The organism is Agrilactobacillus fermenti (genome assembly GCF_021030645.1).
Taxonomy (GTDB): domain Bacteria; phylum Bacillota; class Bacilli; order Lactobacillales; family Lactobacillaceae; genus Agrilactobacillus; species Agrilactobacillus fermenti.
The window spans coordinates 1-15168 of sequence record NZ_JACGCJ010000027.1; the positions used below are offsets into that span (position 1 = coordinate 1).

The 15168-nt window shown below is 39.1% G+C and carries 14 protein-coding genes and 1 riboswitch; of the genes, 6 read left to right on the plus strand and 8 right to left on the minus strand.

The window, feature by feature from the left end:
• Positions 1 to 187: 187 nt before the first annotated feature.
• The gene (locus FHQ08_RS09735; protein WP_230914224.1) at positions 188 to 478 is read left to right on the plus strand and encodes a hypothetical protein; all 291 of its coding nucleotides are present in this window, start codon (positions 188 to 190) and stop codon (positions 476 to 478) included.
• A 73-nt stretch (positions 479 to 551) separates the two neighbouring features.
• Here FHQ08_RS09735 and buk read toward each other — a convergent pair whose 3' ends face one another.
• A complete protein-coding gene (buk, locus tag FHQ08_RS09740) occupies positions 552 to 1670 on the minus strand; it encodes a butyrate kinase (RefSeq protein WP_230914225.1) in 1119 nt (372 codons plus the stop codon).
• Positions 1671 to 1697: 27 nt separating this feature from the next.
• Entirely contained in the window at positions 1698 to 2528 is an 831-nt protein-coding gene (locus tag FHQ08_RS09745; RefSeq protein WP_230914226.1) for a phosphate acyltransferase, read from the minus strand.
• Between the two features lie 158 nt (positions 2529 to 2686).
• Here FHQ08_RS09745 and FHQ08_RS09750 point away from each other — a divergent pair, with 158 nt between their 5' ends.
• Positions 2687 to 4096 carry an APC family permease gene (locus FHQ08_RS09750; protein WP_230914255.1) on the plus strand — a complete coding sequence of 470 codons (1410 nt, stop codon included), beginning with the start codon at positions 2687 to 2689 and terminating at the stop codon, positions 4094 to 4096.
• 189 nt (positions 4097 to 4285) lie between these two features.
• Positions 4286 to 5617 (plus strand): D-serine ammonia-lyase, encoded by a 1332-nt coding sequence (locus FHQ08_RS09755; RefSeq protein ID WP_230914227.1) that lies wholly within the window; start codon positions 4286 to 4288, stop codon positions 5615 to 5617.
• A gap of 174 nt (positions 5618 to 5791) precedes the next feature.
• Here FHQ08_RS09755 and FHQ08_RS09760 read toward each other — a convergent pair whose 3' ends face one another.
• Genes FHQ08_RS09760 through FHQ08_RS09775 form a run of 4 tightly spaced genes read right to left on the minus strand, consistent with a single transcriptional unit; the run spans position 5792 to position 8582 of the window.
• A complete protein-coding gene (locus tag FHQ08_RS09760; protein WP_230914228.1) occupies positions 5792 to 6529 on the minus strand; it encodes an ABC transporter ATP-binding protein in 738 nt (245 codons plus the stop codon).
• 1 nt (position 6530) lies between these two features.
• The gene (locus tag FHQ08_RS09765; RefSeq protein WP_230914229.1) at positions 6531 to 7547 is read right to left on the minus strand and encodes an ABC transporter substrate-binding protein; all 1017 of its coding nucleotides are present in this window, start codon (positions 7545 to 7547) and stop codon (positions 6531 to 6533) included.
• Positions 7544 to 8314 (minus strand): ABC transporter permease, encoded by a 771-nt coding sequence (locus tag FHQ08_RS09770; protein WP_230914230.1) that lies wholly within the window; start codon positions 8312 to 8314, stop codon positions 7544 to 7546. Before FHQ08_RS09770 ends, FHQ08_RS09765 begins: the two co-directional genes overlap by 4 nt.
• Positions 8286 to 8582 carry a thiamine-binding protein gene (locus FHQ08_RS09775; protein ID WP_230914231.1) on the minus strand — a complete coding sequence of 99 codons (297 nt, stop codon included), beginning with the start codon at positions 8580 to 8582 and terminating at the stop codon, positions 8286 to 8288. The genes FHQ08_RS09770 and FHQ08_RS09775 overlap by 29 nt, the downstream gene beginning before the upstream one ends.
• Positions 8583 to 8625: 43 nt before the next feature.
• A riboswitch (TPP riboswitch) is annotated at positions 8626 to 8726 on the minus strand.
• A gap of 151 nt (positions 8727 to 8877) precedes the next feature.
• Here FHQ08_RS09775 and FHQ08_RS09780 point away from each other — a divergent pair.
• Positions 8878 to 9771: a phosphate ABC transporter substrate-binding protein PstS family protein gene (locus FHQ08_RS09780; protein WP_230914232.1), complete on the plus strand. Its 894-nt coding sequence runs from the start codon at positions 8878 to 8880 to the stop codon at positions 9769 to 9771.
• A gap of 259 nt (positions 9772 to 10030) precedes the next feature.
• Positions 10031 to 11359, plus strand: coding sequence for a hypothetical protein (locus FHQ08_RS09785; RefSeq protein WP_230914233.1), 1329 nt, complete (start codon positions 10031 to 10033; stop codon positions 11357 to 11359).
• A gap of 58 nt (positions 11360 to 11417) precedes the next feature.
• On the opposite strand, the gene FHQ08_RS09790 is transcribed toward FHQ08_RS09785, so the two are convergent.
• Positions 11418 to 12761, minus strand: coding sequence for a glucose-6-phosphate isomerase (locus tag FHQ08_RS09790; RefSeq protein WP_230914234.1), 1344 nt, complete (start codon positions 12759 to 12761; stop codon positions 11418 to 11420).
• A 102-nt stretch (positions 12762 to 12863) separates the two neighbouring features.
• On the minus strand, positions 12864 to 13733 hold the full coding sequence (locus FHQ08_RS09795; protein WP_230914235.1) for a GRP family sugar transporter: 870 nt from the start codon (positions 13731 to 13733) through the stop codon (positions 12864 to 12866).
• A 259-nt stretch (positions 13734 to 13992) separates the two neighbouring features.
• Here FHQ08_RS09795 and FHQ08_RS09800 point away from each other — a divergent pair, with 259 nt between their 5' ends.
• The gene (locus FHQ08_RS09800) at positions 13993 to 15045 is read left to right on the plus strand and encodes a tagatose 1,6-diphosphate aldolase (RefSeq protein ID WP_230914236.1); all 1053 of its coding nucleotides are present in this window, start codon (positions 13993 to 13995) and stop codon (positions 15043 to 15045) included.
• Positions 15046 to 15168 lie beyond the last annotated feature (123 nt).

Sequence of the window (15168 nt, forward strand, 5' to 3'; positions counted from 1 at the left end):
TGCGTAGCGATACCATATTCCTCGGCTAACGAATCGATCGAGTGACCAGATTGGTTGAGGTCAAGGATCATCTTCTTGAAATCTTCATCAAATGTTTTTCTCTTTTTGGTCATTTTGGACACGTCCTGTTCTTAGTAGTTAGATTCTACCAAACCGTATCCATGAAATCATCCTAACATCACATTCAATGGTTCCTTTAAAGCTTGCTTCCTGGATTGGCACACTGTTGGTTCTTATCGGCCTTGTTAGTTTATTGACAGGCATGATTGGTCAATTCTCAGTGAGTCTGGAAATCCTGGCAAGCACCACATTGATTGGTGGTTTGATCTTACTAACCATCGGGATCATGGGAAATTATTTAGGTCGGATTTTCGTGCAATCACGACGACGGCCACTGTATGTTGTTTCGGAAATCGCCGGTTTTAAAAGTCAGTTAAATCAGCACTTGCAATTTGAGGAACATCAACGCTTTGGCTAATCATTAAAAAACTCGGTCTATCGACATTTGAGTATTCACTCAACGATTCGATAGACCGAGTTTTTTGTATTTATCAGAGATATTTAGCCTGCTTTTGTGCTACTTTTTGACTTTCAGTTAAATAATCCTTAGCTTTCGCTTGACCGGCTAGTACCAGCTGTACCCCGTGATTTAAAGCGGCCATTTCACTTTGACCTGGGTGGACAAAAATCGGTGCGATCCAAGCCGTCCTTTGTTTGATCAAAGCCACTAGCTGGTCATTGAATGCCATACCACCAGTTAAGACAATACCATCCACTTGACCAGTTAAGACAGTTGCAAAAACGCCGATTTCTTTAGCAATTTGATAAGCTAGTGCTTTAAAAACTAACTTGGCAAAAGCATTGCCGGACTTTACTTTGGCCATAATCTCGTCTAAGTTTTGAGTTCCAAAATAAGACATCAGACCTGCTTTTTCACCGACAAAAAGTGACACTTCATCGGCATAGTTCAGTTTTTGATCACTTACATATTGTAGCGTGGTCAATCCAGGCAACGCACCTGTTCGGTTCGGTCCAAATGGGCCCTCGCCATCTAAACCATTAGTTGCATCCACAACACGACCATGTTGGTGCGCACCAACCGTGACGCCGCCACCCATATGAACAACAATCAAGTTTTTTTCGTCATACTGCCAACCTTGTTCGGCCGCTACTGCACGTGCTGCAGCCTTTTGATTTAAGGCATGAAAAACACTTCGTCTTGGAATAGCCGCATTTCCAGAAATATAAGCAACTGGTTGAAATTCATCGGTAACAACGGAATCAACAATATAAGCAGGAATATGTAATGCTGCCGCAAACTTATCGGCTAACAGTCCACCCAAATTCGAAGCGTGCACGCCATAACGACCGCTGGTTAAATCAATGATCATCGCAGAAGAAACTCGATAAGTGCCACCTGTGATTGGCCGCAGCAAGCCGCCGCGACCGACAACGGCAATAAAATCTGAGCCACTAAAATTTTTTTGCTGCAAAAATTTCGTGATAATACCATAACGAAAATCAAGTTGATCAGCCAGCCGCGAAAATTGAGCAAGCTCTTGGGCTTCATGACGCAATTCCTCAAAAGCAAGTTCCGTTTCATTTTGATAAATACTGATCTTAGTCGTTGTCGATCCAGGATTGATTACCAAAACATAATTATTTGCCATTTTTATGTATTCCTCGATTCAATTAAATTATCGTTTATGATTTAACGTGTTCAAAGCAAATTTTAATGACGCCCTTTTACTTTCAATCCGATCTGAGCGCGATGTTAAAACAATTGGTACACGTGCGCCCACAATCACACCACCGGTTTGAATATCCGTAAATAACATCAGTGCTTTATATAATGCATTACCAGTGTCAATGTTAGGCACCACAATTGCATCAGCATCTCCAACGATTGGCCCTGAAAATTGTTTTTTTGCCACCGCCGATTTTGAAAGTGCCAGATCTAAAGAAATTGGTCCAAAAACTGTTGCCGTTGGATCGGCAGCAAATTGTTGCGTAGCTTCATGTGCTAAAACTGAGGACGGCATTTTAGGATTAAAATTCTCAGCCGCACTCAATAGTGCAATCTTAGGTCGTTGAATACCAATGTTTAAAGCTGTTGCCCGCGTGTTTTCGATAATGGCTATGTATTGATCTAAATTTGGTGCAATGTTCATGCCAGCATCTGACAGTAGAAGCTGCCGACCTTCAGGAAAGCTCAATTGAGCGACATGCGACAGAATCGAGCGTTGTAGCATCTGCTTAGGATACTGCAAAACAGCATGTAAAAGTGTATGTGTCTGAACAATACCCTTAAAGAGAATATCAGCCTCACCTTCAGCAACAAAAGCCACACATTGGGCTACAGCCGCTTTCAAGGAATCCGCCCGATGGTAATGACATGTGGCTGATTCAGACGCTAAAAATTGCCCAGTATCAAATATCTCAGCAATTAAGTCATTGGTTTGACTCATTTGTTGTAATAGGTCGATAATTTCTGTATGATTACCACCGGCGACTGCAATTGTTATCATGTTTATGACCTCCACTTTAATAGGTGTTCGAGCGATTTTTGCTTGACGTTAAACGTACTTTACTTTATTATTTTACAGTATGTTCTCATTAATTATTCATATTTAACTAATTTATACTTAACCTTTACATTGGAGGTTTTTTTTTGGGTTTTAGAAGTATGTTACAGAAACGATCCATTGACCTTGATCTCATTCGCAATAGCCCGCTTGAGCGGAAAATTGGTCCCGTTGGTCTAACTGCAATGGGCGTTGGTGCAGTAGTTGGTGCTGGTATATTCATTACACCTGGTATTATTGCAGCTAGCTATGCTGGGCCCAGTGTGATCCTATCTTACATTGTTGCCGCGCTGGTTTGTGCTTTAGCTGCTCTATGCTATTCAGAATTTTCATCTACTATACCACTTTCAGGTAGTGCTTACACCTATGTCTATATCGTTTTTGGTGAATTACCCGCTTGGGTAGTCGGCTGGGCATTAATTTCCGAATATCTTTTTGCAGTTTCATCTGTAGCCGTTAGTTGGTCTGCTTATTTTCAAAACATATTAGACAGTATTGGCCTCCACTTGCCCGAAATTTTGAGAGCAGCCACTGGAACGGCGGGTCACCAAGGTTTCGGGATCAATCTGGTTGCAGGTTTAGTCGTTTTATTAATCGGCTTTTTATTAGCGGGTGGTCTGCGTGAGTCTACTCGCGTCAATACGATCATGGTTTTCGTCAAAGTAGCCGTTATTATTTTATTTGTTGTCGTTGCCGTTTTCTATATCAAGCCAAAAAATTACCATCCTTTTATGCCTTTTGGTGCAACAGGTATCTTCTCAGGCGCTTCCTTAGCGTTCTACGCTTATATTGGTTTTGATGCTGTTTCTACTGCCTCAGAGGAAGTAAAAGAGCCGCAACGAACAATGCCAATTGGTATCGTTTCTTCTTTATTAATTGCTTCATTGCTATACTCATTAGTTTCCTTTGTCATTGTTGGCGTTGTGCACTATAGTCGCCTTAATGTTGGCGATCCAGTTGCATTCGTACTTCAGGTGATTCATCAGAATTGGGTCGCCGGGATTGTTTCTTTGGGTGCCGTTGTCGGTATGACCACCGTACTTTTGGTCATGTCTTACGGTGGCACACGATTGCTTTTTGCAATCAGTCGAGATGGTCTATTGCCTAAAGCCTTTGCTAAAGTCAATCCCAAGACACATGTCCCCATTACGAATACTTGGATTTTTGCAGTTATTGCTAGTTTTTTGGCGATGTTCATTCCACTAGATGTCATTACCGAACTCGTCAATATTGGCACGCTATTTGCTTTCGCGATGGTATCGATCGGTGTGATCTTCTTGCGCAAAAATCCACAGGTCAAGGACTTGCCAACTGCCTATAAAGTCCCACTTTATCCTTTCATTCCAATCTTGTCCTTTATCCTTTGTATTGGTCTGATGCTCAAATTAAGAGCCATCACCTGGATCGTTTTTGGCTTTTGGTTCTTGGCCGGATTGCTAGTCTATTTAATTTATGGCCATCACCATAGTAAATTACTGAATGATCATGTAACCACAGCTCATAAAGATTGATTTTTAAATGCTTTTTTATGCCATTGTAATAAGAAGTAGTGGACAGCTAGTTTGGTTGTCCTAGCTACTTCTATTTTTATATTTAAATTAGCACTGGCATCAAAACCTTTGTTAAAATTTGCCAAGAATTTAGCAAGACCGTTAATTTTAGGTTAAAATATTAATGAGTTTTTCTTTGGAGGGGAATTTATGACCAATAAAACTGATTTAATCCAAAAATATCCAATTTTAAGAAAGATGGCCGCATATCAGCCTTTATTTTGGCAAAACCCTGACTTTGAGCAAACGAACCAAGCCCCCTTTTTTTCACAGGCTGATGTTTTAGATGCCGTTTTTCGCCTCATTCGTTTCCAGCCTTATATTGAATCGGCCTTTCCAGAAACTTACAATAATCAGGGTGCTATTGAATCCCCACTTATCAAATTAAACACCTTATCTGGACAGCTTGAACAATTTTGGCATCACAAAATCCCAGGCCGTATTTTCTTGAAAGCGGATCATCAACTACCTATTGCCGGTTCCATTAAAGCCAGAGGTGGCATTTACGCCGCTTTAAAATTGGCTGAAACAATTGCCCGTACCTATTCAAATATGACTTTTGAAGACAATTATAATATTTTGGGTTCGACTGATTTTTATGAGTTATTTAGTCACTTTGAAATTGTCGTTGGTTCAACGGGTAATCTTGGTTTAAGCATTGGCATCATTGGTCGTAAATTGGGCTTTAAAGTCACAGTTCATCTATCACATGATGCCAAAGCTTGGAAAAAGGATCGTTTAAAAGAATATGGTGTTCATGTGGTTGAACATGATAGCGATTTTTCTGATGCCCTTGCTAGTGCCAGAGAAAAAGCAACTACACAAGCAAACACATATTTTATCGATGATGAAAATTCACAAGATCTCTTTTTAGGTTATGCAACTGCTGCCTATCATCTACAAACACAATTAAAACAATACCAAATAACGGTCGATCAAAAACACCCCTTATTCGTCTATCTTCCAGCTGGTGTCGGCGGTAGCCCGGCTGGGGTCACCTTTGGCCTTAAAACTTTGTTAGGTGCTAATGTCTACCCCATTTTCGTTGAACCCACTCATGTCCCATCCGTAACATTGGGCATGATCACTAAAAAAAATCATGATATATCCGTATATGATCTCGGTTTAGATGGCCATACAGCTGCTGATGGTCTTGCCGTCGCTAGACCATCCAATCTGGCCGAAAAAGCCGTTAAATATATGCTTTACGGCAGTGTCACCTTCGATGACGATGATTTATTTCGTTATTTATACTTATTAGCAGCAAGTGAAAATATCCTGTTAGAACCCTCTGCTGCCGCTGGTTTTACTGGTCTAGCTTACGTATTACAGCATTTAGATCAACCCTTTGAATTAAGTCAAGCAACCCATATCATTTGGGCAACAGGTGGCCAATTGGTTCCTAAAGCCGAAATGTCTGCTTATATCCAAAAGGGGGCGTCCTTATTACACCCACACCCGAATAATTTTGTAAAATTTTAAAACAACTTCATAACAATTTAAAACAGAGATCAGATACAAAACAATTGTTTATTTCACTCCACAAAATTAGAACAGAAATCTAACTTCTGGAGGTCACATCAGTTTTGTGTTGATCTCTGTTTATTTTAATATATTTAATCATTAGCTAAAACTAATTTCTTACTTGGCTATTTTTTATACACCTAAATCAGTAATGATCCGTCGTTTATATGTTAAAAAGTCCGGCGTCAGCTCAAAAGCTACTGATGCATCTCGAGTTGGATTTAAACGCAATTCATCTACGATTTGACTGGGTCTACCCGCAATTACATAGACACGATTAGACAAGACCAGTGCTTCATCAATATCATGGGTAATCAGCAATGTTGACAAGTGTAGTTTGTGCATCATATCTATATACCATTGATGCATCGTCCGTTTCGTCAATTCATCTAATGCCGAAAAAGGTTCATCCAAAAGGGTTAACGGTTTATCAAACAGATAAGTCCTTAATAGTGCCGCTCTTTGACGCATGCCACCTGATAATTCTTGCGGATATTTATGTTCATAACCATCGATACCGAATTCTTTAAATAGCGTCAATGCTTTTTGTCGAGCCATCTTTTTAGGCACTTTTCGCAGCAATAAGGGTAAAATAACATTATCCAACACTGTTCGATAAGGCATCAATAGATCTTTTTGCAGCATATAACTTACATTTCCTGATTTAAGCACATTATTTTGACCATTCAGTAATACTTGACCTTGGTCAGGTTTACTGAGCCCAGCAATGATATTAAATAACGTGGTCTTGCCAGAACCAGATACCCCCAGTAAGCTGACAATCTCACCAGTAGCCACATGTAGATCGATATTTTGAATGATCGGCTGTTGATCAAAAGATTTGTTAATATCTCGGACTTCTAATAGCATGCTACTTTTCCTTTGGTAGATATTTATTTGTGAATCCTTGATTTTTAGTCAGTTGCCCTTTAACTAATTTATGTTCATTTAACCAAGTATAGAATTTATTCCAACGACCGGCATCAATATAACCAAATTGTTTTGCATCAGCAATATATTGTTTTGAAAGATATTGTTGTGACGCATCAACGAGCGCCCCACTCTTACCTTTTTTAAGTTCAGGATTGGCTGCCTTCAAAATATCAGCACTGGCTTGAGGATGTTTTGCAGCGTACGCATAACCTTGACTCACAGCCCTAACCAACTTGCGTGTAACTTGCGGATGCTGCTTCATATAAGTATTATTGCCAACAAGTACAGGGGTGTAATAGTCAAACGTTGGATTGACATCGCGAAAGGCAAAGTAGTTGACCGGATAGTTTTGTATTTTGGCATTTTGAACGGCCCAACCTTCATAAACCCAAATTGAATCAATTTTTTTGCTTTTTAAGCCTGCGACCTCGTCATTAAAATTACTTGGGACCAATTTAATCTTTTTATAGTTGCCGCCATCTTGATCAACAACTTCTTTAATAATGGCTTGTTCAATCGGTAGTCCCCATGTTGCGTATCGTTTGTTGGTCATATCTTTTGGCCGGGTGATGTTATCTGCTTTACGTGACATAATACCGGAAGTATTATGTTGAACGAGGGCAGCTATAGCCGTAATCGGTTGTTTATTCTTACCAGTGATCACACCAGCCATAACATCTTGATAGGAAACCCCAAATTGAGCTTTTCTCGCTCCAATCAAACCTTCTGGTCCATTTTGAGGCGGCTGAATAAACTTAACTTTCAAGCCATATTTCTTAAAATAACCCTTGCTTTGTGCTACATACAGCCCCGTGTGATTTGTATTAGGCGTGTAATCTAAAGCTAACGTAATTTGAGTTAGCTTCTCATCAGCCGATCGCTGACTTTGCGCACAACCGGTCAATACCAAAATTAAAGCAAAAAATAAAATCAAAACTCGTCCTAATTTCTTCATTTGTTGGCGCGCCTCCGTGTCCATGGCATCATTAATTTTTGTAACACATCCACTAAGCCAATTAAGATTAAACTGACTAGTGAAATTAAAACAATCACAGCAAACATTTTGTCATAAGCGTAGGTTTTCATCACCCGAGTCATGTAAACACCTAAACCACTATCGCCGCCGACCCATTCTGCAATGACTGCCCCAATAATTGAATAAGAAACTGAAATACGTAAACTAGCAAAAAAATGATTTAGACTTGCTGGTAATTTAACGTAACGCAAAATTTGTAAACGTTTTGCCCCCATTGTATGCATTAAACGAATCAGATCGTGGTCAGCGCTGCGCAGTCCTGTTAATGTTTCAACAGCAACTGGAAAAAACGTAGTCACGATGATCAGTAAAACTTTTGGTAAAATGCCATAACCAAACCATAAAATCAAGATTGGTGCAATTGCGTAGGTGGGAATCGTTTGACTCAAAACCAGTAACGGATAGATTGCACGATACAACCAATTAATACCATCCATAGCAATAGCAATCAATAAGCCTAAAATCACACCTAACAACAGGCCCCAAAAAGCTTCCACCACTGTCGTCCACATATTGGTCATTAGTAAACCAAAGTCTTCGATAAATGCCTGTACAACGTCGATTGGCCCAGGCATCAGAAATTTTGGAATCAGTCCGGTGGCGGTTACAACATACCAAACTAAAAGCACTAAGCACACAACATAAAATGGTAAAAGTTTAATGTTGGTATTTGTGAGTCTTTTCATCAATCGTTAACGCATCACCTTTACTTTGATAGTTAATTTTTACATAAGTCATGACTGAATCAGCACCAGCTTCAGCAGCAATTTTAGGAACAGCCGTAACGACTTTCATCAATTGGTCGTAATCACCCTCAAGCGTCGTTTCAAAAGCACTAACTTCATAGTGCAGTCCTTGTTCCTGAATATATTTGATGACTTGATCGACCACCGCTAATACGTCCTTGGTCGCTTGACCCATTGGTAAAACTTGAATTGCTACACTTGCATTCATTACGAAAACCCCCATTTTTAGACAAATAAAAAGACCTAAAGTCATCTTAGGTCTTTGATATTCCTACGATGGCATTACCCATATCAGGTCTAAGGGTCGAAAGTTTTACCTTTCCTCTCAGCCGTAGCTCCCCTTCGTATTCATCTTTACTCAAAATACTAGCACGTTATGCTTTTTAGGGCAATTAATTTTTACATGTCTTTACATGATTGATACATTATTTTTACACTCAGTGTAACGTTTATTTACACTACTTTCATAAACTTAATACAGTAATAAGAAAGGGAGTTCAATAATGAATAAACGTTTACTACTGCCAATCATCACATTAATCGGTGTTGTTACTTTAACGGGGTGTGGTTCCAAATCTGCCAGCGGACAAAGTCAGGCAAAATCTGCTGATAAAAATGAAATTACTGCCGTTGGATCAACCGCTTTACAGCCGCTTGCAGAACAAACTGGTCGTGAATTTGCAGATAACCACTCCGGACTTCAAATCAACGTCCAAGGGGGCGGTTCTGGGACCGGATTGAGTCAGGTGGCTCAAGGTAATGCAACCATTGGTAATAGTGATATTTTTGCTGAGGAAAAAGACGGTGTAAACGCCAAACAATTGGTGGACCATAAGGTTGCAGTTGTCGGCATCGCGCCAGTTGCCAATAAAGAAGCTGGTGTCACAAACTTAACACACCAACAGTTGATAGATATCTTTACTAAGAAAGTAACCAACTGGAAAGATGTTGGTGGTAAAGATCAAACGATCATATTAATCAATCGGGCTCAAGGAAGTGGCACACGCGCAACTTTTGAAGCTTTAGCTTTGAACAAGCAAAAAGCTGCCACAGCCCCAGAACAAGATTCTTCAGGTACAGTTCAAAAAATGATTGCCAATACACCTGGAGCAATTAGTTATCTAGCCTTTTCTTACTTCAATGACAAAATTCAACCTGTCAGTGTAGACAATGTCAAACCAACCGCTGAGAACGTTGCAATCAATAAGTGGAAAATCTGGTCTTACGAACATATGTATACCAAAGGTTCTCCAAATGCGAATACTGCTAAATTTATTAACTATGTTCAATCCAAAAAAGTACAAAACTCTTTAGTTAAGAAATTAGGCTACATTCCAATGCAACAAATGCACGTTGAACGTAATGCTCAAGGCACCATTGAAGACGTAAAACCTTAGATTTAAATATAAATTGTAATTTAACATGCTTCTCAAGTGGCTGAAAACAAACCTAACATTTTGTTTTCAGCCACTATTTGTTTGCGAACAATTAGATTTTAAATGTGTTACAAAGGGCAATGCCCTCACCTACTCAATTTGTTAAGGCTCAAGATTGTAGAAATCACAATTCTCAGTACCTTATTCATAAAGTTAATTTTAAAAAAAATAGGTTTAATACTTCAACGCCATGTATAATAATCATGTGGGGGGTGTCGATGTGAATCAAATTGATTTAATTCTTTTCTTGGGTAGACTATATGATTGGCCAAACACGAAGCAACCGAAAATAGTTTATTTGAGTCAACTAAAAAATCAGTCCCTGACAATTAATTTGGCTTTGCAACAACATTGGATCACACCGATGCCCGACCACCCCAGCCGTTTTCAGTTGTCTTCAATTGGTCAAGCTATGCTACAACAACACGCCTGTCTTCTGACAGCCGACTATTATGGGCTCACAGCATTCATGACACCATCAGACCTTGAGACACGTGCTCAAACAGCATCATTCAATAATACATATCACTATTTGCAAACAATCATCAATTTTCTTTTTGAAGCCCTTGCTATTCATCATGATTGGTCCCAAGTTTTACGGTTATTGTCAATCATGATCCGAATCAGTAGTGATTATGCAGAAATTGATGACCTTTTAACTGCTTTAATTACAAGTATATTCATTTTGCAATTGCTTAATAACCACAAGCAGTTCGGCAAATTATATACTCAATACCTAACTAAGATCTGTGAAATTCGCCAGTTGCTAGACTTAGATGACACTGCCTTATTAAATAAAATACAACCAGCTGCAGAAACTTTAACACGTGCACTGGGTCACGCCACTGTCGCCTTTGCACCAGACAAATTACTACATAAATTGCAACGATTTGCTCGTACCGCTAACTCATCAGCAGTATCTGAATCAGACGATTCCAGCGACCCAATGATACACAAGGCTTTTTATCAACGCAATCGGCTTTTCTGGGTCGTTTTAGCCATGGGTATATTGCTGATCATATTTAGCGTCACAACTTGGACAAGTGCACGAACGGCCAGTACTTATCATGCCCAGGTCACAGCCTTTAAAAACGCGACGCGCCCTTTACCAAAAGCTGGTACAACCAATGGACAGACTGAAAAAGCAGACCAACAGAATCGTAATTTACTCAAACCAGGTTCCCAATTTACGGTCTATGACTTTAATAATAATCCGATTTTAAGGTTCAAGATAGAATCAGCTCAATTAAAAATCAATGATGATAGTACTATTGAAATCCCGATTCTAATTCATAATTTTGAATCAACCCAAGCTTACGCATTAAACTTAAAAAACTTTATGGTTCAAACGTCAGAAAATGAAACTTTACATTTACAAGCCGCAAATAATCAACCAAAAACAATTGAACCAACTGGTACTTCGGAACAAATACTTTACGCCACATCAGACAAAACCAATATTTCTGAAAGTAAATATGTTTTGCTCACATTTACAAACCAACACTTACATACGAATTTTACTTATCTTTTACCAATTGAGACAAATTAAAAAAGCCTGGAAATTCCAGACTTTTTTTGTTTACTTATTTAACTTTAACCAATGTGGCTTAAAGTCTTTCATTCAATTCTTTACCTAATGCTTCAAAACCAGGTTTGCCTAATAAACCAAACATGTTCTTCTTATAAGCTTCAACACCTGGCTGGTTAAATGGATTGATACCATTCAAGTATCCTGAAATCGCAACTGCAATTTCAAAGAAATAAATCGTATAACCTAAGGTGAAAGCAGTCCGGTCAGGAATATTAACCGTCATAACTGGAACGCCCCCGTCAGTATGTGCTAAAACAACACCTTGGTAAGCTTTCGTATTGACGTAATCCATTGTTTTGCCTTCAAGGTATTTCAAACCGTCTAAATCAGAATCTGACTTAGGGATTTCAATATCATGATTAGGTTTGCCAATTTTGACAACTGTTTCAAACATTGTATTACGCAAACCTTCTTGGATATATTGACCTAATGAGTGTAAATCAGTTGAAAAATTAGCTGAAGTTGGATAGATGCCCTTTTGGTCTTTACCTTCAGATTCACCCATTAACTGTTTCCACCATTCGCCAAAATATTGTAACGATGGTTCGTAGTTTTCAAGAATTTCAGTAACGTAGCCTTTACGATATAAAATGTTTCTTAGTGCCGCATAACGATAAGCTTCGTTTTTATTCAAATCAGTATCCGTATATTCACTACGAGCGGCGGCTGCCCCTTGCATCAATTGATCAATATCGCCACCGGCTGCAGCAATTGGCAATAAACCAACTGGTGAAAGTACAGAAAAACGACCACCAATATCATCTGGCACAACAAATGCTTCATAGCCTTCAGCATCAGCTTCAGTTTTTAAAGCACCCTTAGCTTTATCAGTTGTCACATAAATACGTTTAGCTGCTTCTGCTTGACCGTATTTTGCAATCAATTTTTCCTTGAGAACACGAAAAGCAATCGCTGGTTCAGTCGTTGTTCCTGATTTAGAAATAACATTTAAGCTGAAATCACGATCTCCAATTTGTTGGATCAAGTCATGTAAATAAGATGGGCTGATGGAGTTACCAGCAAAGAATACTTGAGGCACTTTGCGATTTGGTTCAAAGTTATAGAAGAAACCACCTAAGAAATCCATTGCAGCACGAGCACCAAGGTATGAACCCCCAATGCCAATCGCAACTAAAACTTCAGAATCACTCTGAATTTTAGCAGCAGCCTTTTGGATACGTGCAAATTCATCCTTGTCATAGTCGACTGGCAAGTCTAAGAAACCACGGAAATCATTACCTGCACCGGTACCTTCCCGTAATTCTTGGTCTGCTGCATTGACCATTGCTTGAATTTCGCCTAACTCATTGTCATGAATGAATGGTTTAAGCTTTGAATCGTCAAAATTAATATGTGCCATCCAAATAACCTCCTATGTTGTATATATCAAACATACTCATTTTCAACCAAAACCCGTCAATTGTAAACACTAAACTCCGGTTTTTCATGAGGAAATAAGAAATTATTGCACAAAACCTAAGAAAACGCCACCAAGAATGACTAAAAGACAGCCAATTATAGTAAATATCAATTCTTTTCGAGATTTCTTTTCGCCAAGAAAAATAATACTCCCGATCGTTGAAATAATAATGCCGGTTTGGGCTAAGGAATAACTGATAGCCAAACCAACTTTACTCATCGCAATAAACATGGCAGTATTTCCGATGCCCCAAGAAATACCAGTTAAGATGTTCTTAAGTGTTGGTTTTGCCCAAGGTTGTTTTTCTTTACCCCAAGCAAGTACTAAACCACCAATAACCATCCCCATCGACTGCGGCAAGATAATCGAAATGGGGTTTGAAAAACCGCCCCACTTGACGATCACGGTATAGCCAAGATAGCCAGCAGTTGAAATAATTAATGCATTTAGGCCCTTAGCAAAGTGCGTCCCATCATCAGAACGATTATATTCGCTATTCTTATCCCGTAAAGAAGTTAAGCTGGCACCAGCAATCAACAACACTAAGGCAACACTGCCCAAAGAAATTTGCTTGGCTGTCTGCCATTCATGGAATAGTAAGGCACCGGCAACTGTATTAAAAAATAATTGCATCCCAGTAGACATCGGTACCGCTTTTGAAATACCCATGTCTTTCATGGCTTTAAATTGGTTGCCTTGACCTACAGCCCAAAAAATACCAGATAACAATCCGATAAGGAGAACTTTTACGTCAATAAATGGTCGATAAAATAAAAATAGCCCGATACCAAATAGGAAAGCGCCCAAGGTCATGCCGAGGGTTTGTTGATAAGCATTGCCACCAAGTTTCCCACTGATCAAGCCAATACTACCCCAGGCAATTGCTGGGATAAGTGCTATCAGAATACTCACAAATACGCCTCATTCCAGTTAGTTTTATATAGTACACAAGCTGTTATTTTATCAAGAAACCTGGCACTTGGCTACCCAAAAAATAATAGATGTGTCATTTTTTACAAAAATCATTTGATAAAGAATACACATTTTAGACCTTAAAAAAATTACTTTTTCAAAAACAGCCCATTAAATCAACATTGTCAATTTGAAAACAATCGTGAAGAAGTGTAGCATACGGGTTGTAAGTTAATTTTGTTTTTGGAGGGATATTTTTATGGCAAAGAAACGTATCTCACGGGGCAAGTTTGAAAAGCTGCAGCAATTGTCAAATGATCAAGGTATTATTGCAGCCTTGGCAATTGATCAACGTGGTTCTATGAAACGAATCATGAAAGCCGCAGCCGAAAAAGCTGGTAAAACTTATAACTTAGACATGGTTTATGAATTTAAGGAATTGGTTTCCAAAGAATTGACAAAGTATGTCTCTGGTATTTTGTTAGACGAAGAATTAGGTTTCAAAGGTATGAAATCTAAAAATCCTAATTCTGGCTTGATCATGTCTTATGAGAAAACGGGTTATGACGTCAACACAGTTGGCCGTTACCCAGAGTTATTGCAAAATGAATCCCTAGATCGTTTGTTGGCTAAGGGGGCTGATGCTGCCAAAGTATTAGTCTATTACAATCCAAATGACCCAGAGGAAATTAACGACGTCAAACACGCCTTTCTGGAACGACTCGGCAATGAAGGTTTAGCTGCAGACATTCCATTATTTGTTGAAATTGTGACCTACGATGACAAGATTCCAGACGCTAAGAGCGCTGAATTTGCTAAAGAGAAACCACAGTTAGTCTTAGATTCCATGAAGGAATTTTCAAAAGACAAATATCATATTGATGTCATTAAAGCTGAAGTACCTGTTAACTGGGACTTTGTTGAAGGCTATGCTAAAGATGGTGTGCAGCCGGTCTACTCACAAGATGAAGTTGCCAAGATATTTAAAGCAGCTAATGATGAAGTTAACCGGCCATTTATCTACCTATCTGGTGGTGTTTCCGCTGAAACATTTCGCTCTGAATTGACCTTTGCCGGTAAAGCTGGCAATCATTACAGTGGCATCCTGGGTGGCCGTGCGACTTGGTTAGACGGTGTTCAAGTTTACGCTGATGGTGGCAAGGCAGCTCTAGAAAACTGGCTGCAAACTCAAGGCAAACAAAATGTTTCTGAACTCAATGAAATCCTAAATAAATATGCAACTCCTTGGTATGATATTTACGGTGGACTCGATAACATCGAAGTTTTTGACCGCGATATTATGGAAGATTAAAGATCGTTTTAGCTATAAAAAAAGGCTTGCCTAGACAAGTCTTTTTTTATTTTGGGCGAATGGCTGAGGCAAAGCTTGTGTGTTGTATTCAGCAAACGCTGATGATAAATATTTTTGGTTTCA

Coding starts and splice junctions, on each gene's coding strand:
- FHQ08_RS09735 (WP_230914224.1), top strand. CDS start 188: ATGGTTCCTTTAAAGCTTGCTTCCTGGATTGGCACACTGTTGGTTCTT.
- buk (WP_230914225.1), bottom strand. CDS start 1,670: ATGGCAAATAATTATGTTTTGGTAATCAATCCTGGATCGACAACGACT.
- FHQ08_RS09745 (WP_230914226.1), bottom strand. CDS start 2,528: ATGATAACAATTGCAGTCGCCGGTGGTAATCATACAGAAATTATCGAC.
- FHQ08_RS09750 (WP_230914255.1), top strand. CDS start 2,687: ATGTTACAGAAACGATCCATTGACCTTGATCTCATTCGCAATAGCCCG.
- FHQ08_RS09755 (WP_230914227.1), top strand. CDS start 4,286: ATGACCAATAAAACTGATTTAATCCAAAAATATCCAATTTTAAGAAAG.
- FHQ08_RS09760 (WP_230914228.1), bottom strand. CDS start 6,529: ATGCTATTAGAAGTCCGAGATATTAACAAATCTTTTGATCAACAGCCG.
- FHQ08_RS09765 (WP_230914229.1), bottom strand. CDS start 7,547: ATGAAGAAATTAGGACGAGTTTTGATTTTATTTTTTGCTTTAATTTTG.
- FHQ08_RS09770 (WP_230914230.1), bottom strand. CDS start 8,314: ATGAAAAGACTCACAAATACCAACATTAAACTTTTACCATTTTATGTT.
- FHQ08_RS09775 (WP_230914231.1), bottom strand. CDS start 8,582: ATGAATGCAAGTGTAGCAATTCAAGTTTTACCAATGGGTCAAGCGACC.
- FHQ08_RS09780 (WP_230914232.1), top strand. CDS start 8,878: ATGAATAAACGTTTACTACTGCCAATCATCACATTAATCGGTGTTGTT.
- FHQ08_RS09790 (WP_230914234.1), bottom strand. CDS start 12,761: ATGGCACATATTAATTTTGACGATTCAAAGCTTAAACCATTCATTCAT.
- FHQ08_RS09800 (WP_230914236.1), top strand. CDS start 13,993: ATGGCAAAGAAACGTATCTCACGGGGCAAGTTTGAAAAGCTGCAGCAA.